The organism is Delftia sp. Lp-1 (assembly GCF_020523835.1).
Lineage (GTDB): Bacteria > Pseudomonadota > Gammaproteobacteria > Burkholderiales > Burkholderiaceae_C > Comamonas > Comamonas acidovorans.
Window position 1 is genome coordinate 858,012 of sequence record NZ_JAJALJ010000002.1, and the last position, 23,770, is coordinate 881,781.

The 23,770-nt window shown below is 69.2% G+C and carries 18 protein-coding genes; 8 read left to right on the forward strand and 10 right to left on the reverse strand.

Annotated elements, in window-relative coordinates; translation table 11 throughout:
• Nucleotides 1-112: 112 nt before the first annotated feature.
• The gene (locus tag LGR64_RS20645) at nucleotides 113-1,012 is read right to left on the reverse strand and encodes a LysR family transcriptional regulator (protein ID WP_096915716.1); all 900 of its coding nucleotides are present in this window, start codon (nucleotides 1,010-1,012) and stop codon (nucleotides 113-115) included.
• Between the two features lie 136 nt (nucleotides 1,013-1,148).
• On the opposite strand from LGR64_RS20645, the gene LGR64_RS20650 reads away from it, so the two are divergent.
• The 3 genes from LGR64_RS20650 to LGR64_RS20660 all read left to right on the forward strand — a co-directional run bounded on the left by LGR64_RS20650 (nucleotide 1,149) and on the right by LGR64_RS20660 (nucleotide 5,067).
• A complete protein-coding gene (locus LGR64_RS20650; protein WP_230356798.1) occupies nucleotides 1,149-2,852 on the forward strand; it encodes an acyl-CoA dehydrogenase family protein in 1,704 nt (567 codons plus the stop codon).
• Nucleotides 2,853-2,927: 75 nt separating this feature from the next.
• Nucleotides 2,928-3,932, forward strand: a complete 1,005-nt coding sequence (locus LGR64_RS20655) for a Bug family tripartite tricarboxylate transporter substrate binding protein (protein ID WP_230356800.1) — start codon at nucleotides 2,928-2,930, stop codon at nucleotides 3,930-3,932.
• A 13-nt stretch (nucleotides 3,933-3,945) separates the two neighbouring features.
• Nucleotides 3,946-5,067 (forward strand): CaiB/BaiF CoA transferase family protein, encoded by a 1,122-nt coding sequence (locus LGR64_RS20660; RefSeq protein WP_141829251.1) that lies wholly within the window; start codon nucleotides 3,946-3,948, stop codon nucleotides 5,065-5,067.
• Between the two features lie 14 nt (nucleotides 5,068-5,081).
• Here the strand turns inward: LGR64_RS20660 and LGR64_RS20665 are convergent, their stop codons facing one another.
• Nucleotides 5,082-6,737: a GDYXXLXY domain-containing protein gene (locus LGR64_RS20665; protein ID WP_230356802.1), complete on the reverse strand. Its 1,656-nt coding sequence runs from the start codon at nucleotides 6,735-6,737 to the stop codon at nucleotides 5,082-5,084.
• Nucleotides 6,734-7,705 (reverse strand): DUF2157 domain-containing protein, encoded by a 972-nt coding sequence (locus tag LGR64_RS20670; protein WP_230356805.1) that lies wholly within the window; start codon nucleotides 7,703-7,705, stop codon nucleotides 6,734-6,736. Before LGR64_RS20670 ends, LGR64_RS20665 begins: the two co-directional genes overlap by 4 nt.
• A gap of 292 nt (nucleotides 7,706-7,997) precedes the next feature.
• Here LGR64_RS20670 and LGR64_RS20675 point away from each other — a divergent pair, with 292 nt between their 5' ends.
• From LGR64_RS20675 to LGR64_RS20690, 4 genes are all read left to right on the forward strand, one after another.
• Nucleotides 7,998-8,531 carry a hypothetical protein gene (locus LGR64_RS20675; protein ID WP_012204368.1) on the forward strand — a complete coding sequence of 178 codons (534 nt, stop codon included), beginning with the start codon at nucleotides 7,998-8,000 and terminating at the stop codon, nucleotides 8,529-8,531.
• 136 nt (nucleotides 8,532-8,667) lie between these two features.
• Nucleotides 8,668-10,137: a cytochrome c oxidase accessory protein CcoG gene (ccoG, locus tag LGR64_RS20680; protein WP_230356807.1), complete on the forward strand. Its 1,470-nt coding sequence runs from the start codon at nucleotides 8,668-8,670 to the stop codon at nucleotides 10,135-10,137.
• Nucleotides 10,138-10,381: 244 nt separating this feature from the next.
• Nucleotides 10,382-12,232, forward strand: a complete 1,851-nt coding sequence (ilvD, locus tag LGR64_RS20685) for a dihydroxy-acid dehydratase (RefSeq protein ID WP_185750871.1) — start codon at nucleotides 10,382-10,384, stop codon at nucleotides 12,230-12,232.
• Between the two features lie 82 nt (nucleotides 12,233-12,314).
• Entirely contained in the window at nucleotides 12,315-13,307 is a 993-nt protein-coding gene (locus LGR64_RS20690; protein ID WP_012204371.1) for a Bug family tripartite tricarboxylate transporter substrate binding protein, read from the forward strand.
• A gap of 229 nt (nucleotides 13,308-13,536) precedes the next feature.
• On the opposite strand, the gene LGR64_RS20695 is transcribed toward LGR64_RS20690, so the two are convergent.
• The 5 genes from LGR64_RS20695 to LGR64_RS20715 all read right to left on the reverse strand — a co-directional run bounded on the left by LGR64_RS20695 (nucleotide 13,537) and on the right by LGR64_RS20715 (nucleotide 20,740).
• Nucleotides 13,537-15,699, reverse strand: coding sequence for a TonB-dependent receptor family protein (locus LGR64_RS20695; protein ID WP_141829242.1), 2,163 nt, complete (start codon nucleotides 15,697-15,699; stop codon nucleotides 13,537-13,539).
• A gap of 249 nt (nucleotides 15,700-15,948) precedes the next feature.
• Entirely contained in the window at nucleotides 15,949-17,394 is a 1,446-nt protein-coding gene (locus LGR64_RS20700; protein ID WP_013803417.1) for an aminotransferase-like domain-containing protein, read from the reverse strand.
• 32 nt (nucleotides 17,395-17,426) lie between these two features.
• Complete coding sequence (locus LGR64_RS20705; RefSeq protein WP_071954801.1) at nucleotides 17,427-18,296, reverse strand: plasmid replication/partition related protein; 870 nt, start codon at nucleotides 18,294-18,296, stop codon at nucleotides 17,427-17,429.
• 122 nt (nucleotides 18,297-18,418) lie between these two features.
• Complete coding sequence (trhP, locus tag LGR64_RS20710; protein ID WP_012204375.1) at nucleotides 18,419-19,807, reverse strand: prephenate-dependent tRNA uridine(34) hydroxylase TrhP; 1,389 nt, start codon at nucleotides 19,805-19,807, stop codon at nucleotides 18,419-18,421.
• Between the two features lie 21 nt (nucleotides 19,808-19,828).
• On the reverse strand, nucleotides 19,829-20,740 hold the full coding sequence (locus LGR64_RS20715; protein WP_230356810.1) for a LysR family transcriptional regulator: 912 nt from the start codon (nucleotides 20,738-20,740) through the stop codon (nucleotides 19,829-19,831).
• 144 nt (nucleotides 20,741-20,884) lie between these two features.
• On the opposite strand from LGR64_RS20715, the gene LGR64_RS20720 reads away from it, so the two are divergent.
• On the forward strand, nucleotides 20,885-21,655 hold the full coding sequence (locus LGR64_RS20720) for a sulfite exporter TauE/SafE family protein (protein ID WP_230356812.1): 771 nt from the start codon (nucleotides 20,885-20,887) through the stop codon (nucleotides 21,653-21,655).
• An 11-nt stretch (nucleotides 21,656-21,666) separates the two neighbouring features.
• Here the strand turns inward: LGR64_RS20720 and prfH are convergent, their stop codons facing one another.
• Nucleotides 21,667-22,266 (reverse strand): peptide chain release factor H, encoded by a 600-nt coding sequence (prfH, locus tag LGR64_RS20725; RefSeq protein ID WP_074923113.1) that lies wholly within the window; start codon nucleotides 22,264-22,266, stop codon nucleotides 21,667-21,669.
• Nucleotides 22,257-23,411: an RNA ligase RtcB family protein gene (locus LGR64_RS20730; protein ID WP_198822147.1), complete on the reverse strand. Its 1,155-nt coding sequence runs from the start codon at nucleotides 23,409-23,411 to the stop codon at nucleotides 22,257-22,259. The genes prfH and LGR64_RS20730 overlap by 10 nt, the downstream gene beginning before the upstream one ends.
• Between the last annotated feature and the right edge of the window lie 359 nt (nucleotides 23,412-23,770).

Here is a 23,770-nt window from a genome sequence, read left to right on the forward strand (position 1 = left end):
TTCCCCCTGGAAGGGGGACGACACCCTGGCGGCAGGGCGGCCCTTGCTCGGTGTCCCTCGCTTTTGGGGCACGCCAGTTTTGGACATAGTGAACTGAGCAAGGGTGTGGCGTTTATGGCTGCTGCCCCAGCCTGCCCACGCTGTCGCGCAGGTGGGCCAGCAGCGATTCGACCAGGGGCTGCACATGGCCCGGGTGCCACATGGCCTGCATCTGCGACTGCGGGTGCCGGCCCTGGATGGGCACGAAGGCCAGCCCCGGAAAGCCCACGCGCTGCAGGCAGGACGGAACCAGGGACACGCCCTGGCCCAGCGACACCATGGACAGCACCGACAGCCAGTGCCGCACCTCGTGGTGCAGGTCGGGCGTGAAGCCCTCGCTCTGGCAGATCTGCCAGATCTGCTGGTGGTAGTCGGGCGAGACCTGGCGCGAGAACAGCACCATGCGCTCGCCCGCCAGCTGGCGCACCTGCAGCTTGCGCAGTCCGGCCAGCGCATGGCCTGCGGGCAGGCAGGCCATGAAGGGCTCGCTCACCAGGGTGTGTGATTGCAGGCCAGGCGCGGGGCGCGTGGCGTGCAGCAGGCCCAGGTCCAGGCGTTCCTGCTGCAGGCCGGCGATCTGCTCGGCGCTGTTGAGCTCCAGCATGTCGATGCGCACCAGCGGGTGCCGGGCGCGAAAGCTCTCCAGCGCCTCGGGCAGCCCGCGGTAGATGGCCGATCCCACAAAGCCCAGCCGGATGCGGCCCTGCACGCCGTCGGCGATGGCGCGCATGTCCTGGCGCACGCGCTGGGCCTGCTCCATGATTTCCTGGGCCTGCACGCGCAGGTGCTTGCCGGCGGCCGTGAGCCGCACCTCCTTGCTGGTGCGCTCGAACAGCTGGGCGCCCAACTCTTCCTCCAGCTGGCGGATGGCCACGCTCAGCGGCGGCTGGGAGATGGACAGGCGCTGGGCTGCGCGGCTGAAGTGCAGCTCCTCGGCCAGCACCAGAAAGTACCTCAGTTGTCTCAGCTCCATGGCGTTCTATCCGGTTTGACTATTGATCAATACGTTATCGATATTTGACTCGAATAGGACTGTTTCCAAGAATGGGGGCATCCCCAAGACCCGGAGCCCGTGCGCCCGGGCCCGGTTCCCGCACAGGAGACAGACCATGAACCCCGAACCGCAGGCGCTGGCCGCCATGCAGTCTTCCCCCGCCCAGGCTTTCCAGGCCGTGCCAGACCGCCACGGCAGCAACCTGTACACCACCGATTCGCAGTTGCAGCCGCTGCTGGCGCTGTACCTGCCGCCCGAGGTGAACGCGCACCTGCAGCCCCATCTGGAGCGCATGGGCGCGCTGGCCGGCCGCGAGATCGATGAATGGGCGCTGACCGCCGACCGCAACCCGCCCGAGCTGGAGCACCGCGACCGCACGGGGCGCGATGCGCAGCGCATCGTCAAGCACCCGGCCTATGTGGAGATGGAGCGCATTGCCTATGGCGAGTTCGGCCTGGCCGTCATGTCGCACCGCACGGGCGTGCTGGGCTGGGATGGCAAGCTGCCGCCGCTGGCCAAGTACGCGCTGACCTATCTGTTCGTGCAGGCCGAGTTCGGCCTGTGCTGCCCGCTGTCCATGACGGACTCGCTGGCGCGCACGCTGCGCAAGTACGGCGAGCCGGCCCTGGTCGAAAGGTACTGGCCGCGCATGACGCAGCTGCGCTTCGAGGACCAGGCCCAGGGCGCCATGTTCATGACCGAGCAGGCTGCCGGCTCCGACATCTCCAACACCCAGACGCTGGCCCGCCCGGCCGCCGACGGCAGCTGGCGCCTGTCCGGCGACAAGTGGTTCTGCTCCAACCCCGATGCCGACTTCGCCATGGTGCTGGCGCGCGTGGAGGGCGCGCCGGCGGGCATGAAGGGCATCTCGCTGTTCCTGCTGCCGCGCCGGCTCGATGACGGCTCGGCCAACCACTACCGCATCGTGCGCCTCAAGCACAAGCTGGGCACGCGCTCCATGGCCAGCGGCGAGATCGTGCTCGAAGGCGCCGTCGCCTACCTGGTGGGCGAGCAGGGCCGGGGCTTCGTGCAGATGGCCGACATGGTGAACAACTCGCGCCTGTCCAACGGCGTGCGCTCGGCCGGGCTGATGCGCCGCGCCGTGGCCGAGGCCGAGTACGTGGCGCGCGAGCGCCGCGCCTTCGGCAAGGCCCTGCAGGACATGCCGCTGATGCAGCGCCAGCTCGACAAGCTGCGCATCTACTCCGAGCAGGCCCGCACCATGGTGCTGCAGACGGCCCAGGCGCTGCAGCGTTCGGACGCAGGCGAAGACGGCGCCTACGCGCTGCTGCGCATCCTCACGCCCATGATCAAGTTCCGAGCCTGCCGCGACGCGCGCAAGGTCACGGGCGACGCCATGGAAGTGCGCGGCGGATGCGGCTACATCGAGGAGTGGAGCGACCCGCGCCTGGTGCGCGACTCCCACCTGGGATCGATCTGGGAAGGCACCAGCAACATCGTGGCGCTGGACGTGATCCGCGCCATCAAGCGCGAAGGCTCGCTGCCCGTGCTGCGTGACCACGCGGCCCAGCTGCTGGCCCAGACCGAGGCGGCCACGGACTTCAAGGCCGCGCTGTCGGCCAGCATGGACAAGGCTGCGGCCCTGGCCCTGCGCGCGGCCGAGGAGGGCGGTGACCGCCTGGCGCGCGCCGCCGCCTCGGGCCTGTACCACTGCTTCACGGCCACGGCCATGGCCTGGGAGGCCTCTTGCACACGCAGTGCCGAACGCATGCGCTGGGCCCAGCTGGTGCTGCTGCACCGCGTGCTGCCGCGCGACCCGCTGGCGGCAGGCGACCTGCCCGAAGGCTGGACACGCTGAGCCCATCGACCGCACCGACCCAGAACACACATCCCGTCCACAGGGATGACCGCACAAGTACCGGAGACAAACACCATGCCTTGCACTGACCAGAAGCCGTCCTTCCAGAAACGCCGACTCCTTTGGGCCTGTGCGCTCGCCGCCACCGCCGCGCTGCCGGCCGCCGCACTGGCCGAGCGCTTTCCCGAGCGGCCCATCAGCTTCGTCGTTCCCTTCCCGCCCGGCGGGCCCACGGACGCCATGGCCCGCACGCTGGCGATATCGCTGACCGAGACGCTGGGCCAGAGCGTGATCGTGGAGAACAAGGCCGGTGCGGGCGGCAACATCGGCGCCGACTTCGTGGCCCGCGCCAGGTCCGACGGCTACACCATCATGTTCGGCACCTCGGGGCCGCTGGCCATCAACAAGCACCTGTACCGCAAGATCAACTACGACCCGCAGACCAGCTTCGCGCCCATCATTCGCGTGGGCTACCTGCCCAATGTGCTGGTGGTCAACCCGGCCACCAAGGCCACCACCGTGCAGGAGCTGATTGCCCAGGACAAGGCCAAGCCGGGCAGCCTGGACTATGCGTCCTCGGGCAACGGTGCCTCCTCGCACCTGGCGGGCGTGCTGTTCAACAAGATGGCCGGCACCTCGCTGCAGCACATTCCCTACAAGGGCACGGGCCCGGCGCTCAACGACCTGCTGGCGGGGCAGGTGAACATGACCTTCACCGACATCCTCACCGCCATGCCCTACATCAAGGCCGGCAAGTTCAAGGCCATTGGCGTGGCCACGGAAAAGCGCTCCCAGGCCATGCCCGACATACCCACCATCGCCGAGCAGGGCCTGCCCGGCTACGACGTGAGCGTGTTCTTCGGCGTGGTGGCACCGGCCGGCACGCCGGCCGACCGCATCGAGACGCTGAACGCGGCCTTTCGCAAGGCCCTGAGCAGCGAGCGCATCCGCAAGACCTTTGCCGACCAGGGGCTGGAGCCGGCTTCCGATCTTTCGCCTGCGGGGCTGTCGACCTTCATCGCGCAGGAGGTCACGAAATGGAAGGCCGTGGTCGATGCCTCCGGCGCGAAGCTCGACTGACGAGAGTATCCCCATGAACACAAATCAACGGGCGGGAGCGCTCCAGGGCATCCGTGTCCTCGACCTCTCCCGCATTCTTGGTGGCCCGCTGTGCGGACAGATCCTGGGCGACCACGGCGCCGACGTGCTCAAGGTGGAGCCGCCGCAGGGCGACGATACGCGCGCCTGGGGGCCGCCGTTCCAGGACGGTGTGTCCTCCTACTACCGGGGCCTGAACCGCAACAAGCGGCTGCAGTTCCTGGACCTGTCCCAGCCCGAAGGCCAGCAGGCCGTGCTGGCGCTGATGGAGCAGGCCGACGTGGTGGTGGAGAACTTCAAGATCGGCACCATGGAGAAATGGGGCATTGGCTGGGAGCAGCTGCGCGAGCGCTTTCCGCGCCTCATCTGGTGCCGCGTCAGCGGCTTCGGCGCCGATGGCCCGCTGGGCGCCTGGCCCGGCTATGACGCGGCCATCCAGGCCATGACGGGGCTGATGAGCGTCAACGGCGAGGCCGGCGGCGATCCGCTGCGCGTGGGCCTGCCCGTGGTGGACATGGTCACGGGCATGAACGGCGTCATCGGCGTGCTGCTGGCGCTGCAGGAGCGCCAGCGCAGCGGTCTGGGCCAGCTGGTCGATGTCTCGCTGTACGACAGCGGCATCTCGCTGCTGCACCCGCATGCGGGCAACTGGTTCATGAGCGGCAGGACGCCGGGGCGCTCGGGCAATGCCCATCCCAACATCTATCCCTACGACAGCTTTGCCACGGGCACCACGCCGGTCTTCCTGGCCGTGGGCAACGACCGCCAGTTCCGCCTGCTGTGCGAGCACCTGGGATGCCCGCAACTGGTGGCCGACGAGCGCTTTGCCACGGCCGGCCAGCGCTCGCACCACCGCGATGCGCTCAAGCCGCTGCTGGAGCAGGCCTTGCAGGCCAGCGACGGCCCCGCGCTGGCCGATGCGCTGATGGCCATCGGCGTGCCCGCCGCGCCCGTGCTGGGCGTGGACGCGGCGCTCAACCACCCGCATACCCTGCACCGCGAGATGGTGGTGGAGATGGAGGGCGGCTACCGGGGCCTGGGCGTGCCCGTCAAGCTCAGCCGCACGCCGGCCAGCTACCGGCATGCGCCGCTGGCCGAGGGCGACAGTTTCGAGTGATTTGCGTGGTGCGCTCAGGGCACGATGGGGCGCAGTTGCGCGTCAGCCATGCCCACCAGCAGCGCACGCCCGTCGGGCTCCACGCGGAACTCGCCGTAGCGGGCCTGCTCCCAGCGCTGGCCATCGCCTTCGCGGAAGTACCAGGCATCCGTCACCAGCGTCCACCGGCCGCCGCGCGGGGTGAGTTCAAAGCGCTGCTCGCCCGGCGCCAGCGGCTCGCTGGCCGTGCCGGTGCGCAGCCACTGCACCACGCCCTGCTCATCGAGCTTGCCGATGGCGTAGAGGCGTCCGCTGCGCAGGTTCTCTTTCTCCACGTCCCTGTCCTCGGAAGGCAGGCGGAAGTTCAGGCGCATGTAGTCGCCCTGCATCAGGGAGCGCGGGTCCACCGGCGCCAGTTCCACGAACACCTTGCGGCCCTGGGCGATGGTGCGTTCCTTCTGCGCAATGCCGATATTGGCCACCGCCAGCGTGCAGGCCGCCGTCAGCACCACCAGCCACGGCGCCCAGCGCTGCAGGGGCACGGCGCCCGATGCGGCGGCGGTCTCCGCGCTGCCTGGCAGGGATGCGGCACGCGGCCCTGCCCAGGCCAGCAGGCCCAGCAAGGCGCCGCAGCCGGCCAGCACCAGGGCCTTGGTGGCCAGTGGCCAGGCCAGCTGGTAGTAGAAGCTGCCCACGATCCAGGCCGCAGCCAGGGCGGCCGCTGCGGCCTGCCGCCAGCGGCCGCTGGTGCCGGTCACCGCCAGCGCCAGCAGGCAGGCGCCCAGCCAGGGCAGGAAGGCACTCAGCACGGCCAGCACCATGGCAGCCACGGCGGCGCGCGGCTGCCGCAGCGTGGGCCATGCGCGCTGGGCGAACCAGGCGGCTGCCAGGGCCAGCACGGCCGAGCCGGCCTGCGTCAGAACGCCCATGGAGATGTTCGGGGCGGCTTCCTGCGCCAGCTCGCCCGCCAGGCCGCCGCCCAGCACGCCGGCCACCATGAAGCTCCTGCCGGACAGAAAGGCCAGGCCAGCCAGCACCGCCAGCAGCCAGCCCGTGGCAAAGGGCTCCAGCGCCGCCGCCATGCGGGTCTGTGCCGCAGACTGCCCCAGCGCGCGCCACTGGGCTGCCAGCAGCAGCATCCAGAGCAGCAGCGCCGCATGCACGATGACCCAGGTCGGCAGGCCTGCGTACAGGGTGGATGGATCGTTGTCCGGCCAGAGCATGGTGCAAAACAGCAGCGCGCAGGCGGCGCCCAGCAGCACGCGCAGCCAGGGCCTTGGAATGGTGGCCGTGCAGGCCAGCGCAATGGCCAGGCCTATCGCGCCCGCAGCCTGCCCCGACAGGTCGCGCGCCAGGCCAAAGCCCAGCAGGCCGGCGCCGGTCAGCATGGCAGGCAGGGCCAGTTGCTCCAGGAAGACGGGCAGCTCCTCGGCGCGCAGCACGGCCACGGCTGCGGCCAGCATCATGGCGCCGATCACATAGGTGCCGGCGCCGCGCTCTATCCAGTCGGACAGGGCAAACGCAAACAGAATCAGCAAGGGAAGAAGGGCCAGCCAGGCGCCCAGCGCCGTGAGCAGCACCACCGCCCAATGGCGTTCGCTGGCGGCAGGGCGGCGGTCCTGCGAGGCGGCAGGCGGCAGGATGCCCTGGTCCACGGCCTGGCGCAGCAGGGTGTCGTGTTCGTGGCTCATTGAAGGCCTCCTTCCGCGTTGCGTGCCATTTTGAGCACCAGGCTGACCGTGGCCGCCAGCAGGCACGCAGCGCCCAGGCCGACGAGCAGCAGCATGCCCGTGAAGTCCGCCCCCAGTTTCTCCAGCAGCAGGTAGACCAGGCCGCACACCAGCAGCACGTTCAGGCCCAGCGCCGCACCGCTGAGCAAAAAGATATCGAAATGCCTGCGCAGGCCCGCCAGCGCCGCCGCGCCTGCCAGCAGCACCAGCCCCAGCGGGTACTGCGGCGCCACCGTGCTGTGGAACAGCCCGCTGACGGCTGTGGAGGTGATCATCGCCAGCGCCAGCGCGCCCGCACCGCGCAAGGCCCACAGCCCCGCGCCCGTGAAGCGCCGCAGGGCCGGTGCCATGACCGCGGTGACGGCAAGGGCGGCGCCCAGGGCTACGGCATGTACGCCCAGGTCGCGCGACTCCACTTCCCAGAACTGCGGCGTATGGGCCTGCGCCCACAGCGCAATGCCCGTCATGGCAACCACCACCCAGGGCACCCAGACGCCATCGCTGCGCGCCGCCAGGGCCAGCGGCAGGGTCAGCGCTGCCCACAGCGCAAACAGCTGCCAGGGGTCCGCTCCCGTCTGGTAGGTCTGCCCGAAAAAGGCGAACAGCGCACCCGTGCCCAGCAACGCCAGCACCGACAGCGGCACGCGCGCCGCCGCGCGCCATGCCGCGCCAAGACACATCACGAGCACGAAGCCCTGCAGCAGGGCAAAGCGCTGCATGCGGCCCATGCTCTCCCAATTGGCGGCAATCCACAGCACGATGCCCAGCCCGCCCAGCGCCGCGCCCAGCAAGGCCACCACGGGCCACAGGCGGGTTCTGAGGGCGGCCGGTTCATGCCCGAATCCCGCCAGTGCAAACAGCTGCACGGCGGCCTTGCGGTCCAGGCCATGTTGGCGGACAAGGTCATGCAATAGGGGGCGCAGGTTCATGGTGCGGACGTTCCTTGGCTTGAAGAGTCGGATGCCCGACTGTGCCAGAACCTCGCGTGCATGGATGGCGGCGCAGGACGGCATTCCGGCGAGCCGTGGGAAGATCGCGGCCAGAGTCCTGCCATCCTCTTGCCATTGCTGCCTAGCCCAATCCTGCCGACATGCCTTTCCTGCCTGCCCCTTGCCCTGGTGCGCAAACGCACCAGCACCAGCACCAGCACCCGCACCCGCACCCGCATCTGCATCTGCATCTGCATCTGCATCCGCACCCACAACCTGCAAGGCAGGCGCGATGAAGCGCGGCGATGCGCTGGACGGGCAGATCGAGTGGCAGCCGGTCACCCGGCCTGCCGCCATCGCGCTGACGGCCTTTGCCGCCTGGATCATCTGGGGCCACTTCTTCAGCCAGGGTCACTGGCTGCTGCTGCTGGACAACGCCAACCTGGCACTGCACGAAGCCGGGCATCCGCTGGTGGCCCTGTTCTCGCAGCATCTCTCGGTCTACGGCGGCACGCTGTTCCAGTTGCTGTTCCCGGCCCTGTTCATGCGCCATTTCCACAGGCAGGGCCAGCGCACGGGCTGGATTGCCGCGCTGATGTGGCTGGGAGAGAGCCTCATGAACGTGGCCCACTACATGAAGGACGCGCGCGCCCAGGTGCTGCCGCTGGTGGGCGGCGGCGACCATGACTGGACGGAGATCTTCAGCCGCTGGGGCGTGCTCCAGGCCGATGTGCGCATCGGCACGCTGACGGCGCTGCTGGGGCTGTGCCTGGTGCTGTGGGGGCTGCGGCTTGCCGTTGCGGCGCTGCGCTCGCCGCAGGCCTGACCCGCCATCTGATACGGTCGAATCCGCTGCATCTGCTGCTACCGCCAGGGCAGGGCGCTGGGCATAGTCCAGGCAGTCCCCGGCAATTCATGACAAGCCCGCATCAAGGGCGCACCGGCCGGGGCGAAGGCCCCGCATGTCAGAACGACCGAAACCGCTTCCCGATGAAACCGCCGCAGCCCCCCGGCCGCGGCCCGCGCCACGCAAGGTGATTCCCATCGCCGATGCCAGCGCGGACTCTCCGCTGTTCGAATCGCGCAGGAAGATCCAGCCGCGCTCCATCACGGGGCGCTTCACCCATTGGCGCTGGGCCATGGTCTGGCTCACGCAGCTGTTCTTCTATGGCATTCCCTGGCTGCAGATCCATGGCCGGCAGGCCCTGCTGTTCGACCTGGAGCAGCGGCGCTTCTACGTCTTCGGCTGGCTGCTGTATCCGCAGGACTTCATCTACCTGGCCGTGCTGCTCATCGTCTCGGCGCTGGCGCTGTTCCTGTTCACCACGGTGGCCGGGCGGCTGTGGTGCGGCTTTTCCTGCCCGCAGACGGTCTACACCGAGCTGTTCATGTGGGTGGAGCGCCGGCTGGAGGGCGACCGCAGCGCGCGGCTGCGGCTGGACGGCAGCGGCTGGGGTGCGGAGAAGATCGCGCGGCGCGGCGGCAAGCATGCGCTGTGGCTGCTGATCTCGCTGTGGACGGGGCTGACCTTCGTCGGCTACTTCGTGCCCATCCGCAGCCTGCTGCCCGAGGTGCTGGCGCTGACCGGCGCATGGCAGATCTTCTGGGTGCTGTTCTATGCGCTGGCCACCTACGGCAACGCGGGCTTCCTGCGCGAGCAGGTCTGCAAGCACATGTGCCCCTATGCGCGCTTCCAGAGCGCCATGTTCGACAAGGACACCCTGGTCGTCACCTACGACGCCGCACGCGGCGAGTCGCGCGGCCCGCGCCACAAGGGGGTGGACTACCGGGCCCAGGGGCTTGGCGACTGCATCGACTGCACGCTGTGCGTGCAGGTCTGCCCGGTGGGCATCGACATACGCGACGGCCTGCAGTACGAATGCATCGGCTGCGGCCTGTGCATCGACGCCTGCAACAGCGTCATGGACCGCATGCACTACCCGCGCGGGCTGATCCGCCTGTCCACGCAGAACGGCGTGGCCCGGGGCTGGCGCCAGAGCGAGCTGGTGCGCCGCATCTTCCGCCCGCGCGTGCTCATCTACGGCACGGCGCTGGTGGCCATCTCCACGGCCATGGTGGCCAGCCTGGCGCTGCGCACGCCACTGAAGGTGGACGTGGTGCGCGACCGGGGCACGCTGTCGCGCATCGTGGCCGGCGGCCAGATCGAGAACATCTACCGCGTGCAGATCGGCAATGCCACGGAGCAGGACCAGCGCTATGTGCTGTCGGCCTCGGGCATCGAAGGCCTGCGCGTGGCTTCGGAGACCGAGGTGGACGTGGGCGCGGCCCAAGACCGCTGGGTCGTGGTGCGGCTGCAGGCGCCCTATGGCGCGGCGGGCCCTGGCTCGCATGGCGTAGAGATCACGGCCACGGCGGTGGGCGATCCCGCGCTTTCCAAGCAGGCGCACAGCACGTTCCTGGTTCCGCGCTGAAGGGCCGGTTGGATGGATTGATTCAGGAGTACGGCGCAGTTGTTGTGCACGATGCCTGGTTCGCTGCAGCGTGGACTGGCATCGGTTTTGAGGCCCCGGAAGTTTGTTCCGGGGCCTTTTTTTCCGTCCATCTGGCGCCGAAGGGCGGCCCCCGGGCAACTCCCGGGCGACACGATCTGGTGTAAATGCTCATAGGGAAATCCGCAGACCCCGCTATGGTGGGCGGCTGTTTTCCGTCCCGCGTATGAACAAGAAACCTGCCTCCCCCGACAACGTCTTTTCCGAGTCCAGCGCCTCCGCATCGCTGGCCGCCTCCACCACCACAGCCGGCACCACCAGCACCACCGGCAGCAGCCCGGCAGCGGCCACGCCCTTTCGCTCCGCCCTGATCCGCTCCGGCACCATCCGTGCCACCACGCGCAGCTTCCTGCATGCCCTGGGCCAGGACGACGAAGACATAGAGCGCCCGCACATCGGCGTGTTCCACACGGGCGGGGAGATGAGCCCCTGCAACCTCAACCTGCGCGACCAGGCCCAGCATGCCAAGACCGGCATCTATGCCGGGGGCGGTACGCCGCATGAATGCCCGGTGGTGTCGGTCAGCGACGGGCTGACCATGGCGCATTCGGGCATGCGGTTTTCGCTGGTCTCGCGCGAGTTGATCGCCGACAGCGTGGAGGCCTCGGTGCGCGGCCACCAGTGGGATGGCATCTTCGCCATCGGCGCCTGCGACAAGAACCTGCCGGGGCTGATGATGGGCATGGTGCGCTGCAATGTGCCCAGCGTCTTCGTGCATGGCGGCTCGGCCCTGCCGGGGCAGGCGCCCGGCGTGCACGGGCGCGACCTGAACGTGGTCGATACCTACGAGACCATCGGCCAGGTGCTGGCCGGCACGGCCACGGCGCAGGACCTGGAGGCCATGAGCCGCGCCTGCCTGCCCACGGCCGGCGCCTGCGCAGGCCAGTTCACGGCCAACACCATGGGCATGGTGAGCGAGGCGCTGGGCCTGGCGCCCATCGGCTCCAGCATGGTGCCCGCCGTGTTCAGCGAGCGCGCACCGCTGATGCGCCGCGCCGCGCGCCAGCTCATGCAGGCCGTGTGGGCCAGCGCCGAAGGCGGTGGCCCGCTGCCGCGCGACATCATCACGCGCCGGGCGCTGGAGAATGCCTGCGCCGTGGTCAGCGCCACGGGCGGATCGACCAATGCCGCCCTGCACCTGCCGGCCATCGCGCACGAGGCCGGCATCCGCTTCCACCTGGACGACGTGGCCGAGATCTTCGCGCGCACGCCGCTGATCGCCGACCTGCGCCCCGGCGGGCGCTTCCTGGCGCGCGACGTGTACTACATCGGCGGCGCCGGTGTGATCCTGCGCACGCTGATGGAGCAGGGCTTTGTCCACGGCGATGCGCTCACCTTCACGGGCCGCACCCTGGCCGAAGAACTGGCCGATGCCGCGCCGCCCGATGGCGAGGTGGTGCGCACGCCCGGCAACCCCATAACGCGCGACGGTGGCCTGACCGTGCTCAAAGGCAACCTCTGCCCCGATGGCGCGTTGCTGAAGACGGCCGGCCTCAAGACCCTGGTGCACCGGGGCCCCGCGCGCGTCTTCGAGTCGGAGGAACAGGCCCAGGCCGCCGTGCAGGCCATGCAGTACGCGGCCGGCGATGTCATCGTCATCCGCAACGAAGGCCCGCGCGGCAGCCCCGGCATGCGCGAGATGCTGGGCATCACGGCGCTGCTCTATGGCCAGGGCATGGGCGACAAGGTGGCCCTGCTGACCGATGGGCGCTTCTCTGGTGCCACGCGCGGCCTGTGCATCGGCTACGCAGGCCCCGAGGCCGCCGACAACGGCCCCATTGCCGCGCTGCGCGACGGCGACCTCATCGCCATCGACGCCCGCGCCGATGCGCGCAGCATCACGGTGGAAATCGGCGAGGCCGAACTGGCCGCACGTCTGGAACAATCGGCCGCCGCGCGCCGCCAGATGCCGCCGCTGGGCGGCGTGCTGGAAAAATACGCGCTCACCGTGCGCCCGGCCCACCAGGGTGCGGTCACGCATTCGGGCCAGGTGGTCTGGCTGCGCGACGACAGTTGAAGCCGCCGGGCTGGCACGCATTTCCCCCCGCTGTTCCCCCACTGTTTTTTTCAGAGTTTCAATTTCAACCGGAGACATACGCATGAACATCGACCGCCGCCAATGGCTGGGCACCGCTGGAGCGGGTGCGCTGCTGGCCAGCCTGGGCCAGCAGGCCTGGGCGCAGGCCCAGGGCCCCATCGAGACCCTGAACATCATCACCGGCTTCGCGGCCGGAGGCACCTCGGACGCCATCTGCCGCCGCGTGGGCACCAAGCTGTCGGGCTATGCCAAGACCGCCGTGGTGGAGAACCGCACCGGCGCGGGCGGGCAGATCGCCATCAGCTACGTCAAGGGCCGGCCCGCAGACGGCGCCACCCTGCTGCAGACGCCCACGTCCATGCTGTCCATCTACCCGCACATCTACAAGAAGCTGCCCTATGACCCGGTGGCCGACTTGGCGCCAGTCACCGTGGGCTGCATCTTCGACTTCGGCTTCGCCGTCGGCCCCGCCGTGCCCGCCAGCGTGACCACGGTGCCCGAATTCTTCGCCTGGGCCAAGGCCAACCCCGCAGGCGCCAACTTCGGCTCGCCCGCTCCCGGCTCCACCCCGCACTTCATCGGCGCCCTGCTGGGCCAGCATGCCGGCGTGGACTTCAAGCACGCCGGCTACCGCGGCACCCAGCCCGCGCTGCTGGACATGCTGGGCGGCAACGTCTCCGCCGTCTGCGGCCCCGTGGGCGACATGCTGCAGCACCTGGCCGGCGGCAAGATGCGCATCCTGGGCGTCAGCGGCGCCAAGCGCAGCCGCTTCGCGCCCCAGGTGCCCACGCTGGTGGAGCAGGGCTACAAGGACATGGCGCACAGCGAATGGTTCGCCTTCTTCGTGCCAGCCAAGACACCCGCCGAGACCGTGCAGCGCCTGAACGGCCACATGCGCAAGGCCCTTGCCACGCCCGACGTGGTGGACAGCCTGGCCACTTTCGGCCTGGATGCCCAATCCTCCACCCCCGCCGAACTGGCCGCGCTGCTGCAGTCCGAACTCGCCAAATGGGGCCCCATCGTCAAGCGCGTGGGATTCACAGCAGAAGGCTGATCAAAACCAGCGGGCCGAGCGAAGCGAAGGCCCGCCCCATGCCCACCCCCGTATGTCAGCGCAGGTTGCCCGCAGCGAAGCGGAGGGTCGCGGACATTCGGGTCGCCTTCTTTGATCTGACCTTTCTTGGCGAATCAAGAAAGGGCAGTCGGCTGCCGGGCCGAGACCCGGCCTCGAAAAACACCCCCCCGGCAGGGACCAAAAAGATCAGGCCCCTGCAATAGCAGCCTCAGAACGGCAACGTCCCCTGCACATACAACGTCCGAGGCATCCCCACATACTTGCCCCCATTGTTGTCCGTAGACCGCGTGTAGTACCTGCGATCGAACAGATTCTTGACCCCCACGGCCACCCGCAGATTGCTCAGCGACTTGCCAAAGTCATAGCCCGCACGCAGGCCCACGGTCGCAAACCCGGGGATATCACCCAGCCGCCCCGCAGCATCTTCCTGCGTCACATACTGCGTGCCCGACCCCGGAGAGCGCTGCTTCGATTGCGCGGCCAGGTCCGCATTCAGCGTCCACTGCCCCAGCGCATAGCGCGCCCACAGCTGCCCGGTGTGGCGCGAGTACAGCGGCAGGTCGCGCCCCGCGAAATCGCCAGCGCGCGAGACGGCCTCGGTATAGGTATAGGACACACCCGCCGTCAGGCCCTTGAGCGCGGCATTCCACTGGCCCAGGTCGTAGCGCAGCGAGGACTCGATGCCGCGGTGGCGCGTGGCGCCCAGGTCGGTCCAGATGCCGTCCACGCCCACGCGGGTCAGCAGCAGTTCCTTGTCGAAGTCGATGTTGAACAGCGTCAGCTCGGCGTTCAGCGCCGGGCTGTTGTAGTGCGTGCCCACCTCATAGGTCTTGGCCGATTCGGGATGCAGGCCTCGCTCGGTCTGGGCCAGCTGCGCGTACTGCTGCGGGCCGAAGGACTTGCCCGCGTTGGCGAACAGCGACCACTGCGCATTCATGCGGTAGAGCACGGACAGCGTGGGCAGGAGCTCGCGTGCATCGGCCTTGGGGAACAGCTGGCTGGTGACGGTGCTGCCATCGGCGCCCAGGTTGCTGACGTTGTTGAAGGAGTTGATGCGTTCGTAGCGCACGCCGGGCGTGATGGTCCAGTTGCCGATGTCGATGCGGTCATCGATGTAGAAGGCATGGGCCGTGGTGCCGCCCTGGCTGGTCTGGTAGGGCGTGATCGGCAGGGCCATGGCGTTGGCCATGGTGGCGGGGTTGTAGTAGGCCGTGCGCAGTGCGACCTCGGAACTGCTTTCCTTGAGGTAGCGGTAGCCCACGCTGACTTCCTGCACCACGGAGCCGGTCTCGAACAGGCGCGAGTAGCGCGGCTCGATGCCGAAGTAGTGGTAGCTGCGCGGCGCGGCGGTCAGGCGGCGCTGGTTGGCGTTGTCCTGCTCGATGTAGCTGCCGCGGAACGAGTCCACGTAGTAGCCCAGCACCTCGAAGTTGTTGCGCCCGTCCTTGTGGTTGTACTTGAACGAGGCATCGGTGCGGCGGCCGTCGAAGCTGTCGTAGGAGCGCGTGGACTGGAACGGGTCGGCCGCGTACTGCGCCGTGGTCAGGCCGCCGGGCATGCGGCCCGAGCCCTCGAAGTGGTGCAGCGAGACGGCGATGTCGTCCTGGGCCGAGATGCGGTAGGCACCCTTGAGCAGGATGTCGTCGATGTCGGTCTTGTCATTGCCTGCGCGCCAGCCGTCGCCATGCGTGCCCGAGTACAGCAGGGCCAGGCCCAGGCCGGATTCGTTGGTGCCGCCCACGAACAGGCTGGGCGTGGTCTTGGCATTGCCGCCGTGGCTGTAGATCTCGGTGCCCACCGAGGCCTCGGCCGCGAAGGTCTTGGGAATGGCGCGCGTGACGAAGTTGATGATGCCGCCCACGTTCTGGGGGCCGTAGCGCACCGAGCCCGCGCCGCGGATCACGTCCACCGACTCCAGGTTGCCCAGCGACACGGGCGCCAGCGACAGCTGGGGCTGGCCGTAGGGCGCGTAGGAGACGGGCACGCCGTCCATCAGCACATACGAGCGCGGCGACAGGCGTGCCGTCAGGCCGCGCACGCCGATGTTCAGCGACACGTCGCTGCCGCCCGTGCCGTTGCTGTCCTGCACCTGCACGCCGGGCACCAGGCGCAGCACGTCGCGCAGGCTGGAGGAGCCGGTTTCCTCGATGCGTGCCCGTTCGACGATGGTGCGCGCGCCGGCATGGTCCAGCACCTTTTCCTCGGTGGGGTTGTCCAGCCAGTTGCCCGTGACGGTGATGGCGGACAGGCCGGCCTCGGGTGCGGTGGTGGTGGGGGATGGCGCCTGTGCCGACGCCTGCAGCGACAGCAGGGCGGCGGCGACAGCGGCCGCGCAGCGTGTGAGCGTGGCGCAGTGATTGCTGGAAACCATGGAAAACTTCCTTTGTGCCTCTGGGATTGGTGCAGCGCTGAAGGGTCGGCTGGCAGGCTGCAGGACGCGTGGCGGCGGGCGAGGCGGAAGCAGGAGACAAGGACCGGTCAGCATGCATGGCGGCGATGCCGGTTCGGGGTGCGAGTCTAAATGAGAATCATCCAGCTCGGCACCAGGCTGACAGCAGCTGTGCCGGGCCGCGTTGCCCGGGCGCTACAGCGCAGCAGGTGCTGCCAGCGCAGCGGGCGCTTACCTTGCTGCTTTTGCTGTTGGAAGGGGCTGCATTGCACAGGCCAGCTCGCCCAGCGTGGCCAGGGCCTGCCCGGTCTCGTCGCTCCAGTCATGGCCGTAGTTCAGCCGCAGGCAGTGGCCGAAGGCCTGCGAGGCCGAGAAGATCGGCCCCGGCGCCACGCTGATGCCGCGCGCCAGCGCCGCGCGGTGCAGGGCCAGCGCATTGCAGTACGGCGGCAGCTCTATCCACATGAAGTAGCCGCCCTCGGGCCGCGTGGCCCGCGTGCCTTGTGGAAAGTGGCGGGCAATGGCCGATGCCATGTGGTCCCGCTGCAGGGCCAGGCTCTGGCGCAGGCGGCGCAGGTGGCGGTCGGCGCCGCCGCTTTCCAGGTAGTCGGCCAGCGCCTGCTGGGTGGGTGCATTCGTGGCCAGCGTGGTGGTGAGCTTTTGCCGGGCCACGGCGCGCGTGAAGCGCCCCGGCGCGGCCCAGCCCGTGCGCCAGCCCGGCGCCAGCCATTTGGAGAACGAGCTGCAGTGCAGCACCCAGCCTTCGGTGTCGAAGGTCTTGGCCGGCGGCGGGCGGCGCTCGCCGAAGTACAGCTCGCCGTACACATCGTCCTCGATCAGCGGCACGCGGTGGCGTGTGACCAGCTCCACCAGCGCGCGCTTGCGCGCTTCGGGCATGAGGCTGCCCAGCGGGTTCTGAAAGCAGGTCATCAGCCAGATGGCCTGGGGCCTGTGGCGTTGCAGTGCTGCCTCCAGCGCGTTCAGGTCCATGCCCTCGCCCGGATGGGTGGGCACCTCGATGGCCGACAGGCCCATGCGCTCCAGCGCCTGCAGCGCGCCATAGAAGCAGGGCGATTCGATGACCACGGCGCCGCCGGGCCGCGTGACGGCGGCCAGGCACAGGTTCAGAGCCTCCAGTGCGCCGTTGGTGATGACCAGGTCGGCCGGCGTCAGCGCCAGGCCGTCGGCCAGGTAGCGGCGTGCGATCTGGCGGCGCAGCGCCAGGCTTCCGGGCGTGAGGTCGTCGATGGCGCTGCGCGGGTCGGCCTCGCGCGCGGCATGCGCCAGGCACTGGCCCAGGCGGCGCAGCGGGAACAGGCCCGGCGAGGGAAAGGCCGAGCCCAGGGGCACGACATCGCGGTCCATGGCCGACTCCAGCACCTCGAACACGCGCTCGCTCACATCGACCACCGCAAAGCTGTCGCCCTCTGGCGAAGACGGCTCGGTGGGCTCGGGCGGCGCGCTGCGCGGGCGCTGGGCCACGAAGTAGCCCGATCGCTCGCGCGCGCGCACCAGGCCGCGCGCCTCCAGCAGGTAGTAGGCCTGGAACACCGTGGAGGCGCTGACGCCGCGCCGCTCGCTGGTCTGGCGCACCGAGGGCAGCTTGTCACCTGGGCACAGAACGCCTGCGGTGATGGATGCCTCGATATCGTCGGCCAGCTCCTGGTAGCGCGTCATGGCGGCGTGCGTGCGTGGGTGCGGGCGCCGCTTCAGCCTTGCTCGGCCAGCAGTTCCTGCAGCGCCTTGATCTGCTGGCGCAGGCGCTCGTTCTCGGCTTCGAGTTCGTTCACGCGCTGCTGCAGCTCCTCGGGCGAGGCGGTCACGGCCGCACCTTCGCCGTCGGCAGCGTCGGCTTCGGGCTTGGCGGCCTTGGGCTTTTTCTTGGCATCGCGCACGCGCTTGGCGGCCTGCTTGAGTTCGTCGGCACCTGCGGCGGCCACGGCCTGCTGCTCGTCCACGGGCAGGCTGGCGACCACGGCGGCGGTGCTCAGCGAGATGTCGCCCGAGCGCACGGCGGCCACCACTTCGGGCGCGGCCTTTTGCTGGATGGTCTCGATCAGCTTGACCTGGCTGCTGGACAGGCGGGCCACGCGGGCCAGGGCCTCGCGCGTGTCCAGCGCCTCGTCGGGCACCTTGGCCACGCTGGCCAGGGCGGCGGCGACCACGGGGTCGGTCTCGCCTTCCCAGGGGGCTTCACCCTCGGCCTGGGGCGCATCGGCCTTGGCGGCCATCACGGCGGCGGCGGCGGCCGAGCGGCGCGTGGCAATGATCTCGCGCTTGCGCAGCGCCAGCACGCCGCGCTGGAAGTCGGACACGCTGCGGCGGCCCAGGTGCTGGTCGATCATCCACAGGTGCACGTCGTCCATGTTCTTGAACTGCGTGGCCTGCACGGTGTTGAAGGGCAGGCCGTGCTTTTGGCAGATGGCGTAGCGGTTGTGGCCGTCGATGAGCAGGTCGTTCCAGAGCACGAGCGCGTCGCGGCAGCCTTCGGCCACGATGCTGCGCTCCAGCGCGTCGAGTTCATCGGGGGTCAGCGGGTCGATGTAGGCCTTGAGTTCTTCGTTGACGACGATGTCCATGGCAGTGCAGAAATGAGGAATGAAAGGAACGGCGGCCGCTCCGGGCCATTGCAGCAATGGCCCTGGACAGCCGCCAGGAAAAAATCACGGGCAAGGAGGGCAGGGCGGCCTGCGCCCCGGCTTCACAGCAGGCGCGAGATCAGCGCACCCTCGGCCGGCGCATCCAGCGGAATGCGCACGCGGATCGGGTTGCCCTGGGCGACCTGCACGGGTTCGCCGTCGAGGTTGAACATCTTCTCCAGCAGCACCTGGCGGTTGCCCTGCGGGTGGATGATCTCCAGCGTATCGCCCACCGAGAAGCGGTTCTTGGTCTCCACCTCGGCCATGCCGTCGGCATAGCTGCGCACCTCGCCCACGAAGTGGCTGCGCTGCAGCACCGAGTGGCCGGTCTCGTAGTTCTGGTAGTCCTGCGAGGGACGGCGCTCCAGCAGGCCGCCCGTGTAGCCACGGTTGGCCAGGCCTTCGAGCTCGGTGATCAGGTGCGGGTTGAAGGGGCGGCCGGCCACGGCATCGTCGATGGCGCGGCGGTAGACCTGGGCCGTGCGGGCCACGTAGTACAGGCTCTTGGTGCGGCCCTCGATCTTGAGCGAGTCCACGCCGATCTTCACCAGGCGCTCCACATGCTCCACGGCACGCAGGTCCTTGGAGTTCATGATGTAGGTGCCGTGCTCGTCTTCCATGATGGGCATCAGCTCGCCGGGGCGGCCCTTTTCCTCCAGCAGGTAGACCTGCTCGGCCTTGGGGTGGCGCGCGCCGTCGCCGCAGGTGCTGGTGAACTGGCTGTCGGCTTCCTCGCGGGCCTTCTCGAAGCTGAAGTCCTGCTCCATGGTCTGGGCCAGGGCCTCGCCGGTATTGGGATCCACCGCCGCGTCATGCGTCTTGTAGTCCCAGCGGCAGGCATTGGTGCAGGTGCCCTGGTTGGGATCGCGCCGGTTGAAGTAGCCCGACAGCAGGCAGCGGCCCGAGTAGGCGATGCACAGCGCGCCGTGCACGAAGACCTCGATCTCCATGTCCGGGCATTCCTGGCGGATCTTCTCGATCTCGTCCAGCGACAGCTCGCGCGACAGGATGATGCGCGAGACGCCGGCCTTCTGCCAGAACTTCACCGTGGCCCAGTTGGTGGTGTTGGCCTGCACCGAGAGATGAACCTCGGTCTCGGGCCACTTTTCCTTGACCATCATGATCAGGCCGGGGTCGGCCATGATCAGCGCGTCGGGCTTGCACTCGATCACGGGCTCGATGTCGCGGATATAGGTACGCACCTTGTCGTTGTGGGCGATCAGGTTGCTGGTGACGAAGAATTTCTTGCCCCGCGCATGCGCCTCGGAGATGCCCTGGGCGATCTGTTCGAGGCGGAATTCGTTGTTGCGTGCGCGCAGGCTGTAGCGGGGTTGCCCGGCGTAGATGGCATCGGCGCCAAAGTCGTAGGCCGCACGCATCTTGTCGAGCGAGCCGGCCGGCAGCAGCAGTTCGGGGGCTTTGAGGGTCATGATCCCCGTATTGTCCCGCATCGCGCTTTCCAACACGGTTCGCTATGGCTCCGCCAGGCCCAGTCCTTTCAGATGCACCAGCAACTGCCTTGCATGGGCGGGCAACTGGTCTTCCCGGGCCGTGCACAGCAGCAGCTGGCGCCGGGCCCAGGCATCGCTCAAGGGCACGGCGCGGGCGCCGCTGGCCGGGGCCAGGCGCTGCGCGGCTGCCTCTGGCATGACGGCCACGCCCACGCCCTGGCCCACCAGCTGGCAGATGCTGTCCAGGTGCTGCAGCTGGGCGCGCCAGCGCAACTGCCCTCCCGACGGCCCTTCCAGCAAGGCGGCCTGCTGGCGCACCAGCACCTGCAGGGCGGCATCGTGCGGCAGGCCTACCCAGTCTTCGGTCAGCAGGTCCTGCAAGGCCAGCCGCTTGCGCCGGGCCAGGCGGTGGGCGCGCGGCAGCACGGCCACCAGCGGGTCGGGGCGCCAGGGCGTGGCCTGCAGGCCGCGCAGGTCCTGGGCATCGCTGGCCACGCCGATGTCGCACAGGCCCTGGCGCAGCCGGTCCAGCACTTCGGCGCTGCGGCATTCCTGCAGCTCCAGCGCCACGCGCGGATGCCCGCGCAGGAATCCGGCCACGGCCAGCGGCAGGTGCTCGCTCACGGCCGAGGTGTTGCCGCATACGCGCACATGCCCGGCCAGGCCCGCGCCGTACTCGGCCATGTCGCCGCGCAGGCGTTGCATCCGTGCCAGAACGTCACGCGCATGCTGACCCAGCGTGTGGCCGGCCGCCGTGGGCCGCACGCCGCGCGCCTGGCGCGCGAGCAGGGCGCAGCCCAGTTGCGCCTCCATGCCGCGCACGCGCTCGCTGGCCGAGGCCAGCGTCATGTGCGCGCGCCCGGCCGCCGCCGTGAGCGTGCCGCAGTCGAGGATATGGACGAACAGCTGCAGGTCGGTGAGGTCGAATCGCATGGACTGTGGTGCTGAAGGATCAGGCCATGCCTGAGCCTTGGTTTGAAGATTCCCGATTGTGATCCCTATGATGGTGCGCGAGCATGGCGCCATGAGGTTCAGGAAAGGCCTGAGCCAGGTCAGTGAAAGTGCAGGGTGGCCGTGATGTGGGATGCGTGGTGGGTGCTGGCCGCGGCGGTGGCCGTGTTCGGGCTGGCCGGTGTCGTCAAGGGAGTGGTGGGCCTGGGCCTGCCCACGGTGTCCATGGCGCTGCTGGCGCTGTTCATGCCGGCCGGGCAGGCGGCGGCCTGGCTGCTGCTGCCGTCCCTGGTGACCAATGTGGTGCAGATGCGGCCCATGCCATCGCTGCGGCCTTTGCTGCGGCGCCTGGGCTGGATGCAGCTGGGCATTGTCGCGGGCACGGTGGGCGGCATGCTGTGGTGGGGCCCGGTGGGCGAGGCCGCCGTGGCGCGCACGGCGCTGGGCGTGGCGCTGGTTATTTATGCCCTGTGGGGCCTGTGGGGGCCGGACCTGCAGTTGCCGCAGAGGCATCAGGCCTGGCTGGGTCTGTTGTGCGGTCTGTTGACGGGCGGGATCACGGCGTTGACCGGCGTGTTCGTGGTGCCGGCCGTGGCCTTTTTGCAATCGCTGGCGCTGGGCCGGCAGGCGCTGATGCAGGCCATGGGCCTGTGCTTCACGGTGTCCACGCTGGCGCTGGGCGCGGGCATGGCGCTGGCGCAGGGGCCGGGCCATGCCGCTTCGTCCTGGACGGGCTGGGGGGGCACGGCCCTGGTTTCCGCACTGATGCTGCTGCCCGCCCTGGCCGGCATGGCCTGGGGCGAGCGGCTGCGCCAGTCGCTGTCGCCCCAGGTTTTCAAGCGCGTGCTGATGCTGGGCCTGCTGGCCCTGGGCATCTACATGTGCGCCAGGGGCTAGCCCCGGGGCGTTCAGGCGCGGAACACCTTCACGGGGCTGCCGCGCTCCACCTCCCAGTGCTGCTGGCTGCGCGTGCGCCGGGCCTGGCCCTCGCCCTGCGCGTTGAGGCGCGCCAGCTTCAGGGCCAGCAGCTCGCGCGCCAGCCGCTTGTTGGCGTGCTGGCTGCGCTCGCTCATGACCTTCACCGAGATCCCGCTGGGCACATGCAGGGCATGGACGGCGGAGTCCGTGGTGTTGACATGCTGGCCGCCCTTGCCCGAGGCCTTGCAGGCCTGGAAGACGATTTCGCCGTCTGCCGGCAGTTGCCGGGGCGGCTCGCACTTCTGCACGGCCACGAACCAGTTCCTGCGCGGGTGATGGGGCCGCAGGGGACTGTCGAAGACCCACTGGATGGTGCCCAGCCAGGCGCCCAGCGTGCCGTGGAGCAGGCCGGTGTCGCCCTCGCAGCGCAGCAGCACGGACTTGTAGCCGGCCGGCGTGGGCGTTTCTTCCAGCACGTCCACGGTGATGCCGCTGGCGGCGCAGTCGCGCAGCAGCTCGCGCAGGGTCAGGCGCACGGCATGCTCGCACTCGGCGGGGCCGTGGGATGCGGTCAGCTGGATCAGCAGCATTGCATGGCTCCCTTCTTGTAGGTCAGCAGGGGGCGCAGCCGCGCCACCAGCTGCACCAGGCCGGCTTCCTGCAGGCTGGCGACCACGGAGTCCACGTCCTTGTAGGCCTGGGGGGCCTCCTCGTAGACCAGTTCGCGGTCGGCGCAGACCACGGCGCTGCCGAATTGGGTGCGCAGCAGTTCGTCCAGCGTGAAGCGCGGGCGCAGGCGGCCCATGCAATCGGTGCGTGCCCACTTGCGGCCTGCGCCGTGTGCCAGCGAGTGCAGTGCCTCATCACGCCCGGCCACGGGCCGCACAAGGTAGCTGTAGTCGCCGCGCGAACCCGGAATCACCACCAGACCCTGGTCGGCCGGCGTGGCGCCCTTGCGGTGCAAAAAGCCGTCTTCTCCGCGCCAGTGGTGGGCGATCACGTGGTTGTGGGTGATGTCCAGCAGGGCCTGGCCGCGCGTGCGCAGGGCGCGCAGCAGGCGTGCCGCAATGCTGGCGCGGTTGAGCTGGGCGAAGGCGATGGCGGCCGCGTGCTGGCGCAGGTACTGCGTGGCGGCATCGCTGCTGGCGGCCAGGCCGTCGTGGCTGAAGGCTTCCACATGGGCGCGCAGGATGGCGCCGCCCAGCCCGCGCGAGCCGCTGTGCACCATGAGGTGCACGCGTTTCCTGTCGAGCGCGCCGTCCTCGTACAGCGTGTCCACCACCTGCAGTTCGGCAAAGTGGTTGCCGCCGCCAATGGTGCCCAGGCTGTCCTGCAGATACGCCAGGTCGGCCACGCCGCTGGCCTGGGCGATGTGCTCCAGCTGCTGCATGTCCACGGCGTCCAGCAGTTCCTGGGGCAGGGGGCCGTCGATGTTGCCCACCGCCTTTTCCAGCTTGGGGGCCGAGGTCTTGTGCGCCGCCAGCTCCGTGCTGTACAGCGACATGCCGCAGCCGATGTCGCCGCCGACCAGGGCCGGGTAGAAGCGGCCCACGGAAAAGAAGGCCGCCCCTACCGGGTAGCCCCGGCCCGGGTGCAGGTCGGGCAGGCCCACGGCGGCGCGCATGCCGGCCAGGTTGCGGGCCGTTGTTTGAAGTTGTTGGATGGCGGCGTCTTCAATCCAGACGCCGCGGTTGGCGAACACCTGAAGATGGATGTCCGAAAGGGAATTGCCCATGAATGGCTTTCGATCGAGTGCTTGGGGCACATTCCGGCAGATGCGGAATGCGCAATGGGCAGTCGCCGCAAGCTCGATGGACAGGCATCAGGAAAAGCGCACGCGCAGCCGAAAGCCGGGCCTCTTGCGGGGCCGGGAATCAGGTCTGCAGCGTGGCCTGGAGGCGCTAGGGCTTCAAGCGTGCACGACTGCAAAGGGACGTGTCGAATGGGACATGGGTTCTCTCCTTTGCGATGGTGGACGGGTGCCGCGAATGCGGCAAAGACGGGGATGCTAGGGACAAGCGGCCGGTGCCGCAAGCGAAGTCGCAGGCGCGTGGCGGATTGCATACAACGCAAGATGGAAAAAGCCCCGCAGGC

Coding starts and splice junctions, on each gene's coding strand:
- LGR64_RS20645 (WP_096915716.1), bottom strand. CDS start 1,012: ATGGAGCTGAGACAACTGAGGTACTTTCTGGTGCTGGCCGAGGAGCTG.
- LGR64_RS20650 (WP_230356798.1), top strand. CDS start 1,149: ATGAACCCCGAACCGCAGGCGCTGGCCGCCATGCAGTCTTCCCCCGCC.
- LGR64_RS20655 (WP_230356800.1), top strand. CDS start 2,928: ATGCCTTGCACTGACCAGAAGCCGTCCTTCCAGAAACGCCGACTCCTT.
- LGR64_RS20660 (WP_141829251.1), top strand. CDS start 3,946: ATGAACACAAATCAACGGGCGGGAGCGCTCCAGGGCATCCGTGTCCTC.
- LGR64_RS20665 (WP_230356802.1), bottom strand. CDS start 6,737: ATGAGCCACGAACACGACACCCTGCTGCGCCAGGCCGTGGACCAGGGC.
- LGR64_RS20670 (WP_230356805.1), bottom strand. CDS start 7,705: ATGAACCTGCGCCCCCTATTGCATGACCTTGTCCGCCAACATGGCCTG.
- LGR64_RS20675 (WP_012204368.1), top strand. CDS start 7,998: ATGAAGCGCGGCGATGCGCTGGACGGGCAGATCGAGTGGCAGCCGGTC.
- ccoG (WP_230356807.1), top strand. CDS start 8,668: ATGTCAGAACGACCGAAACCGCTTCCCGATGAAACCGCCGCAGCCCCC.
- ilvD (WP_185750871.1), top strand. CDS start 10,382: ATGAACAAGAAACCTGCCTCCCCCGACAACGTCTTTTCCGAGTCCAGC.
- LGR64_RS20690 (WP_012204371.1), top strand. CDS start 12,315: ATGAACATCGACCGCCGCCAATGGCTGGGCACCGCTGGAGCGGGTGCG.
- LGR64_RS20695 (WP_141829242.1), bottom strand. CDS start 15,699: ATGGTTTCCAGCAATCACTGCGCCACGCTCACACGCTGCGCGGCCGCT.
- LGR64_RS20700 (WP_013803417.1), bottom strand. CDS start 17,394: ATGACGCGCTACCAGGAGCTGGCCGACGATATCGAGGCATCCATCACC.
- LGR64_RS20705 (WP_071954801.1), bottom strand. CDS start 18,296: ATGGACATCGTCGTCAACGAAGAACTCAAGGCCTACATCGACCCGCTG.
- trhP (WP_012204375.1), bottom strand. CDS start 19,807: ATGCGGGACAATACGGGGATCATGACCCTCAAAGCCCCCGAACTGCTG.
- LGR64_RS20715 (WP_230356810.1), bottom strand. CDS start 20,740: ATGCGATTCGACCTCACCGACCTGCAGCTGTTCGTCCATATCCTCGAC.
- LGR64_RS20720 (WP_230356812.1), top strand. CDS start 20,885: ATGTGGGATGCGTGGTGGGTGCTGGCCGCGGCGGTGGCCGTGTTCGGG.
- prfH (WP_074923113.1), bottom strand. CDS start 22,266: ATGCTGCTGATCCAGCTGACCGCATCCCACGGCCCCGCCGAGTGCGAG.
- LGR64_RS20730 (WP_198822147.1), bottom strand. CDS start 23,411: ATGGGCAATTCCCTTTCGGACATCCATCTTCAGGTGTTCGCCAACCGC.